Source organism: Thermosporothrix hazakensis (assembly GCF_003253565.1).
GTDB classification, from domain to species: domain Bacteria; phylum Chloroflexota; class Ktedonobacteria; order Ktedonobacterales; family Ktedonobacteraceae; genus Thermosporothrix; species Thermosporothrix hazakensis.
In genome coordinates this window covers 21,043-28,810 of record NZ_QKUF01000046.1, presented here as the reverse complement: position 1 = coordinate 28,810, position 7,768 = coordinate 21,043, and the positions used below count along the sequence as shown (strand labels likewise).

Here is a 7,768-nt window from a genome sequence, read left to right as displayed (position 1 = left end):
CTGCTCCGGCGGGCTGATGGGTATTCTTGTCAGTTTGCGGTGGCGGCCACGCGACGCGTTGAGCATCAGCCCTCTGGCAAGCAGGTGGGCATTGATCTGGGGCTGCGTGCCTTCTTCACCGACTCCGAAGGCAACACCGTGGCTCCTCCTCAGGATCTCCGCAAAGCGGAACGGCGGCTCAAGCGGCTGCATCGTCGGCTCTCGAAGACGCAGAAACGCAGTCGCAATCGACGCAAAGCCCGTCAAGCCCTCAGCAAAGCGTCTCTCAAGGTGCAACGGCAGCGCGAGGACGTCGCCAGGAAGACGGCGAACGCGCTTGTCTCGTCTCACGACGTGATTGCCTACGAAGCCTTGCAGATCCGTCATCTCGTCAAGAACTGCCATCTGGCCAAGAGGATCGCTGATGCGGCGTGGGGTCGCTTCCTCTCCTGGGTCAGGTATGATGGCACGCTGCATCGTGTTCCGGTGATCGGGATGGAACCGGCCTTTACGACTCAGAACTGTTCTCGTTGTGGACAACGGGTGAAAAAGAGCTTGCGTATGCGTACGCATCTGTGTCCTGGCTGTGGTTTGCTCCTCGATCGCGATCACAATGCCGCCTTGAATATCTTGCACAAAGCGCTACAGGGTACCGTCGAGCAGACAAGAACCGACGAGGAGGTCTCGTCGAACGCTTCTGGACAGCCTGCCGTACGCGTCGTCGCACTGCGGCGCCTCGCACGCATACAGGCTGAAGGAAGAATCCCCGCCCTTCTGGCCTGGGGAGTGTCAATATCCATACCATTCAAAGAAGCTATTGCTTTTGATGAGAGCTTTGACCCGTCCAGAGTTCCTGTGAAAGGAAGCCCCTGTGAAGGGGCAGAGGTGCCGTGGAGTCCAGACGCAAGCCTCCGCCTGAAGGAGGAGGTGATTGACCTTCTTTCTAACCTTCGTCTCCCTCTCTCGCTGTCTCCGCTATCTCTCCATGCTGACAACAAGGGGACGCTTGATCCATTCCCTGATAAGATGATGTACAGCAACGCCTTTTGGAAAAGAGGCTGAAGATCTGACCTCTTTTCCAATCAGGATCGACACTTTCAATTACGCTACTTTCTCTACATCCTGTTCAATCTCGACGGGCTGCACACGCTTGCCTCTCCAGAGACTCAGAAGCAGGAGAAGTAACGCGAGCAGTACCCATAGCGCACCGATCGGACCAAGAACCAGAGCCGGAGCATAGTGTAATAACAACCCACCTATTGCGCCCGCACTGCCTATTCCCAGATATAACATCGAGTTATTGAGAGCCAGCAGCACGTTCGCATGCTGAGGAGCCAGATGCAAGAGACGATGCTGTTGCGGCGCGAAAAAGCTCGGCATCGCAATCCCCAGACACAGCAGCGTCAGGAGCGCTCCGATCGGGAAGAAAGAGGCGAATGAAAAGAGCACCAAACAGAGCATGACCAGTATCTGACCCATGATCATCGGTCGAGCAGATCCAAGACGATCAGTCATAAATCCTGCAAGCCAGTTCCCGATGAGGTTACCAATGCCAAAGACCAGCAAGTAACCGCTGATATCAGTCAGATGCATTGACTGCTGCAAGGAAATTCCAAGATAGGTATACAGCAGATAGATACCCAGATAACCAAACAGTGTCGGGGACAGTGCCAGCAGCATACGCGGCTCCCGCATTGGTACCAGCCTCTCCTTTAGAGAGAGCGTCGCGTTTTCTTTATCTCCCGGCACCCCCACTACCAGAAGCACGAAGCACGCGAGACCGGCAAGAAAAACCACCAAACTAAACGAAAAGCGCCAGCCAAAATGCTCACCGACCCAGGTTCCTGCGGGCGAGCCAAACACAGTGGCAAGCATCAAGCCGCTCGCCACCAGTGCAAGAGCTTTACCACGCTTCTCTGGTGGCGCCAATGACGTTCCCAGAGCATACGCCATCGGGGAATAGAGCGCCGCACAACAGCCCGCTAACACCCGACTGAGTAGCAAAAGCCTAAAGTTCGGCGCGATCGCTGAACCGATGTTCGCCAAACAGAATACGCCAAGCGAAGAAAGCAATACACGATGACGAGGCCAACGCCCGGTAATGGCAGCCAGCACAGGTGCGCCAGCCGCATACGCAAGCGCAAAAACCGTAACCAGTTGTCCTGCCACGCTCTCAGTCACACCCATGTCATGGGCAATCGAGGGCAGGACTCCGGCCATAACAAAGGAATCAGTCCCCAGAGCAAATGTTCCCAGAGCAAGCCACAAAACGCGTATATCGATTTTTTGTAATTGAAGTGCCATATGCAAACCTCGCATAAAAAGAACCAGCATCAACTAAATTGCACTCCTCCGGGAAAGGACAACATGTTGATCGTTTGAGAAGGCCTAATCACTTTGCTCTTTTTCGTTTTCTTCTCCATACAGAGAACACCTGAATGGTGTCCCTCAAAGTGAAAGGCGCAGATCAGCTTGTCCTTGCCAACATACTCAGTCCATCGTTGTGCTCATTGCAGCCAACTGAGCTATCGATGAAGAAGCGGACACCAGGCAGAGCAAGACGGGAAATATCCTTGCCCTGGAGCCCATCAATTTCATACATACAAATTGCCCTCATCGATCCCTTTCCTTTCGTTGGAGGTTGCAGGAGAAAGTATAGATGAGAGCAAGATGCAGAGCATCGGTAATCGTGCCTATTTAGGAGCGGGGAAGAAAAACTAGAGCAACTCGGCATCAAGGGCATATCGAATTGCGGCAAAGCGAGAAGAGATACCGAGCTTTGTATAAATTGAGCGCATATGAGCATGAACAGTGCGCGGGCTGATGACCAGCGCCTCCGCAATTTGGGCATCTGTCTGTCCCTGCGCGACAAGACGTAACACTTCTATTTCACGCTTGCTCAGGACATGCTTCTGTTGGGAACCAGCAGCGGACGGAACCATGCACAATAACTGCTGTGGAGACAGAGAGTGACCTTCCCGCCATGCCATCTCAAACACTTCCTGACCCATTGCACGACGAACCCGAGCCTCTCGTCCTTCGGCATCAGTACAGGGAAAGGGCAAGCTCTCCAATGGAAGGGAGAAAGAATAGGACGCTTTCTGTGTCCGAAAAGCCGCAGCGGCTCCCCATAACTGAGCAGCTCTCCGAAACTGCTTCTGCTGCGCTGCCAGCGAACCCCATCCCTGCAAACAAAGCGCAATCCCCTCAGAATCAGAAAGAGTGAACAGCAGATCGAGGCTTTCCCGATACCGCGCATGTGCCTGCTCATATGCTCCCTGCCGCTGAGCCACATCAGCCAGATGAAGAAGTGTTCGAGAAATATGACGTTGTGTTCCCAACAGACGAAAAATAGTCAGCGCCTCTTCAAAATACGTCTGCGCACACCCGGGAGTCCCCTGAATCAGCTCAAATTGCCCCAGGAGATCAAACACAAAGGCAAGATACAGATGATCTTTTGTCTCTCGGCTCAGCTTCAGGCTCTCCTCAAAACAGTGCCGCGCCTCGGTCACCTGACCCAGAGCGTAATAGACCCTCCCAAGCCCCCGCAAGGCCCGAGCCAGATTCTTGCGTTGGCCTTGAAATAGAGCCACACTCTGAGTTAGATGCAGAAGAGCCTCCGGGAAATTCCCCTGTTCAAGCGCAACAATGCCGAGTGCCTGATGTGCAAGCGCTAGCAGATCGCTACCGTTTTCAGCAAGGTGAGCACATTTAGAAAGCAGGGAGTAAGCCCGTTCGCCGTCCTGTCGGATTGTCCAGGCGAGGTAGCCAAGCCAGTGATAGGCTGCCGCCACTCCTTCCTGATTCCCTGCTATCTGATAACAGGACAGGCTTTCCTGATAGAAGCATTCCGCCTGTACGCCATCATCCTGAGCAAATGCAAGCCACGCAGCCGCCTGTAATGCTCGTGCCCTGATCTCCGGAGAGACCATATGCCGTTGCAGAAGCGCACGCTCAACCCAGTAGCGCTCTTTCCGGTTGTACCAGCTATACCAGCGAAGGCACCAGAATCGAGCGACTGCACCCGCCAGCCGCAGAGCCATTTCGGTATAGTATTCCTGCTTACCACGCTCTACCAGCCATTGCAGCAGTATATGTAGATTTTCCCGTTCATCTTCCAGCCGATCGAACCACGCATCTTGAGCTTCTGTTGAGGCCCCGAGCGCCTCTTCCACAAGTCGAACATAATACGCTGCCTGAGCGTCCATCACCTGCTCAAATTCCTGTGCCGCTAGCAGTTGCTCCATGCCAAACTCACGCACCGTTTCCAGCATCACAAAGCGCCCTCCTGTCTGCTCCTGTTCACGCCTCATCAACAAATGCTTATTCAAAAGGGATGTGAGGAGGTCGGCAAGCTGGCCTGCTTCAACCTGTTCATAGATCGCTTCCAACGCAGCAAACGAGCATCCACCAACAAACGAAGCCAGCAGACGAAAAAAACGCTGTTCCTCAGGTGTAAGCAGATCATAGCTCCATTGAAGCGTTGCACGCAATGTCTGCTGTCTCTCAGGCAGGTCGCGAGGACCATTGGTTAAAAGGCTCAGACGTTGCGTCAGCCGTTCGTGTAAGTCCTGCAAGGGAAATAGCCTGAGTCGAGCCGCGGCCAACTCGATCGCTAAAGGCAACCCATCCAGGCGGCAACAGATCTCAACCACATAGGGCATTGTCTCGGCCGTTATCTGGAAGTCTGGAAGGATGGTTTGTGCTCGTTCCATAAACAGGGCAATTGCTCCATATCGCATCGCCCGTTCAGGCTCGATTACTCTATCTGGCTCAGGAAGCGCCAGCGGCGAAAGAAGAAGCTCATGCTCTCCACGAACATGGAGCACTTCGCGGCTCGTGACCAGAAACGTCAAGCGGGGACAATAGGTCAGCAACTCAACCAGTAACGGCGCTGCCGAGATCACTTGCTCAAAATTATCCAGCACAAGTAACATCTGTCGTGGGTACAAATACCGCTTCAGACGTTCCAAAGGAGGAAGTCTTCTATCCTCCTGAAGAGAGAGCGCCTGAACGATGGCTTCAAGCACAAATGTAGCATCTCGCACTGGTGCAAGCTCAACCCAGAACACCCCACCTGAAAAGGCAGACTGCATTTGAGCTGCCAGTTCAAGTGCCACACGAGTCTTTCCAACCCCTCCAGGCCCTGTAATCGTTAACAAACGTATCCGGACATCAGCAAGCAACCGCTTCCCCGCTGCAATCTCGGCTTCGCGACCGAGCAGCCGAGTCAATGCAGCCGGCGGCAAAGCAACAAGCGCAGAAGAAGATTGTTGTTTCTCTTCCTGTTCACCTGCCAGCCTGCAAGCAACAGCCCGCAGTCTCTCTAGCGTGAGCGTCTCCGATTTGCCAAGATAGGCACGATACAGCTTCCCACCTCGCTTACGGTAGGCTCTCCAGTAGATGCTGTTCTGTTTATTCATCTCTTTGCGAGCTGTAAAGGTTCCCTCGGTGCAGCTATAGGAGAAGCGAGAGGCGCGTTCAAGCCATTGATACCATGCATCCGTCTCAACAGAGATATGTTGTAGTCCCGTTTCACTGTACCATGTCAGGACAGCGTCCTTCACTTCAGGCATCCATCCAATGCTCATTGATTCCCCCTGGCGGAAGTTCCCTACAGTTCCCTACCCAAATGCACAAGAACTATACCTTCCTATTTTGCCCCCAAAATGCCTGTTTTCGCAATAGGTCCTTTCCAGCTTCGTTCGTTGAGCTAGAGGTGCTGTTCTCACTTGTCGGGGTGTCGCGGGGCTTCTGAACTCTCTGACTGTGCAGCATAGAGCTAAAGGCAAGATCTCAGGAAATGCAGTCGCAGATACGAAGATACCCACATACTCTGACATCTACTCCCAGGAAGAAGATTGCAGCAATCAGGCGAATCATCGCCTGGGATACAATCCTTCCGGTTATGATCTATTGCAGAAAACGAGGCGTAATGAATTTTTCCTCCCTGAAAAGGAGAAACAATGTTCACTCCAAAGCTTGTCGATTCTACAGCGTTGCCCATTGGCACAGTGACGAAGCACGGGAAGATCTCTGCCTGCGAACAGTGTGGCAAGCCGGGAGCATATATCAGCTTTACTCGGGGAGGATGTCACATGGAAAAGTGGGTTCATCAAACACAGTATAAGGGCCCATCTACCTCGTGTCCTTATAGCATTGTCACAGGGAGGATGGGAAAAGATATGCAGGATGGAGCCACGCAGATATCAATATGTGGTATACTCAAAAGCACTGAGCATCGCTCTTCCCTTCCTTACGATGAACTCCTGCTATTGTGTATCGATCTGGGGAACAATCTCTGTCAGTTCGTCATCAAGTGCAGGCCAGCTTCCACACAACTTTTCAAGCAAAGGTACCACTGCTTCCAGCTTGCTTTTACTATCCTGCAAGCAAGTGTCCGGTCACTTCAAATTTCCCAGAACATTGATTTTCTGGAATTTCTCCTCCTGAAGCTGTTGTCACCCATGCTTGATCTCTTGCATTTGTTGTTCCCGGCATTCCACCTCTGGCCATTACGTTTAACGATGCAAAGAAGAGCCAAATCACCGAGAATCTGGCAGAGCACGAAATTTCCATAACTCCTTCAACTTTTTTTTAGGCCTTCCCATATCGCCCAGTTACGTCTTTCGGCTCTGCCAGATTCCCGGTTTCTGGCTTTAACATTCTCCCATCATACATTTTTGGCATTCCAGAACGTATTCAGGCTACCGCCTTCCTCTCCTCTGGCTCACCGATTCTAGGACTCCCGCTCTTCTTTCAATCCATCTAACCAAACACTGATTGCCTCACCTACTCGCTTATCCGTTTCTCCATCCATTACCTGCGCTTCTTGCCATGTGGTACCAGGCGAAACAGGTTTGTAAAAGTGTTGGAGATCAGAGAAGAAGGCCAGTTGTGTTGTTGCGGGATAGATCGCATGCCGTGCCTGATAGAGCCGCTCACCATTATCAGCATGTACTCCTGACTCATCCATCCCCCCTTGCACCACAAGCACGGGGCAGGGTACTTTTGTAATCTCGATACATGGATCGACTGCGTCATAGTCCCGCATGTATTGCTGTCCCTCGCGCGCCTGAGGGGTATCATTGTCCCAGCTTTTCACAAAAAACTCCATAGTCGGATCAGCTTTGATGTCTTCCGTGAATGGCTTCCCTGCCCGCATCAGCTCGAAAGCGCGGATGTAATGTGTCGCATTCACCTTGAAAGCTCCAAAATCGATGATCTCTCCCTGTTCTTTTGCCATTTCCTGCGCTTTATGAATGAAGAGGTCCATATAGCGCAACGCCGGTCCAGAAAGGCTTATGAAGGCATCAACGCCCAGTTCAGCCTGTTGCGCTACCATCATTCCATGCACGCTCCCCTCGCTATGCCCCGCAACCGCCAGCCCTTTCGCCCGGGGAACCATCTCGCGGAGCTTCCTGATCGCCGCCTCGGCTATATATCGTTGCCGTGCAAAGAGAGGATGCGCCCCAACCCGCTGCTCATCCACTATTTCCGCTCCTGTTCCTGCTCCGTACTTGGCGTATCGCAAGACTGCATGCCCTTTCTCCGCTAATTGACGCGCCAGATCTGCATACAGATGAGGCTTCATCGGGGTTCCTGGATAGTTCCCATCCACGTCATTGGCCATAGAGCCAGGAAGAAGCACAATTCTCCACTTCACTTCTCCTCCCTGTGGCAACGCCAGTACAGCCGGAAGCCGATACCCCTCTGCTTCCAACATCAGGCGCTCTTCTCGATAGAGCTGCTTCATCTTTTTCTCCTCCTTTTCAAATACTACCTTTGA

The 7,768-nt window shown here is 52.7% G+C and carries 5 protein-coding genes and 1 pseudogene; 1 reads left to right on the top strand and 5 read right to left on the bottom strand.

Annotated elements, in window-relative coordinates; genetic code table 11:
* A pseudogene (locus EI42_RS34765) lies at positions 1-669 on the top strand (RNA-guided endonuclease InsQ/TnpB family protein); the annotation flags it as partial.
* Positions 670-1,080: 411 nt separating this feature from the next.
* Here the strand turns inward: EI42_RS34765 and EI42_RS29780 are convergent.
* The 5 genes from EI42_RS29780 to EI42_RS29765 form a co-directional block, all read right to left on the bottom strand.
* Positions 1,081-2,313: an MFS transporter gene (locus tag EI42_RS29780; RefSeq protein ID WP_111326275.1), complete on the bottom strand. Its 1,233-nt coding sequence runs from the start codon at positions 2,311-2,313 to the stop codon at positions 1,081-1,083.
* A 133-nt stretch (positions 2,314-2,446) separates the two neighbouring features.
* Positions 2,447-2,581, bottom strand: coding sequence for a hypothetical protein (locus EI42_RS34590; protein WP_282957342.1), 135 nt, complete (start codon positions 2,579-2,581; stop codon positions 2,447-2,449).
* A gap of 115 nt (positions 2,582-2,696) precedes the next feature.
* On the bottom strand, positions 2,697-5,570 hold the full coding sequence (locus EI42_RS29775) for a tetratricopeptide repeat protein (protein WP_111326274.1): 2,874 nt from the start codon (positions 5,568-5,570) through the stop codon (positions 2,697-2,699).
* A 790-nt stretch (positions 5,571-6,360) separates the two neighbouring features.
* A complete protein-coding gene (locus tag EI42_RS32155) occupies positions 6,361-6,558 on the bottom strand; it encodes a hypothetical protein (protein ID WP_137686444.1) in 198 nt (65 codons plus the stop codon).
* Positions 6,559-6,718: 160 nt separating this feature from the next.
* Entirely contained in the window at positions 6,719-7,735 is a 1,017-nt protein-coding gene (locus EI42_RS29765; protein ID WP_111326272.1) for an alpha/beta hydrolase, read from the bottom strand.
* Positions 7,736-7,768: the final 33 nt, after the last annotated feature.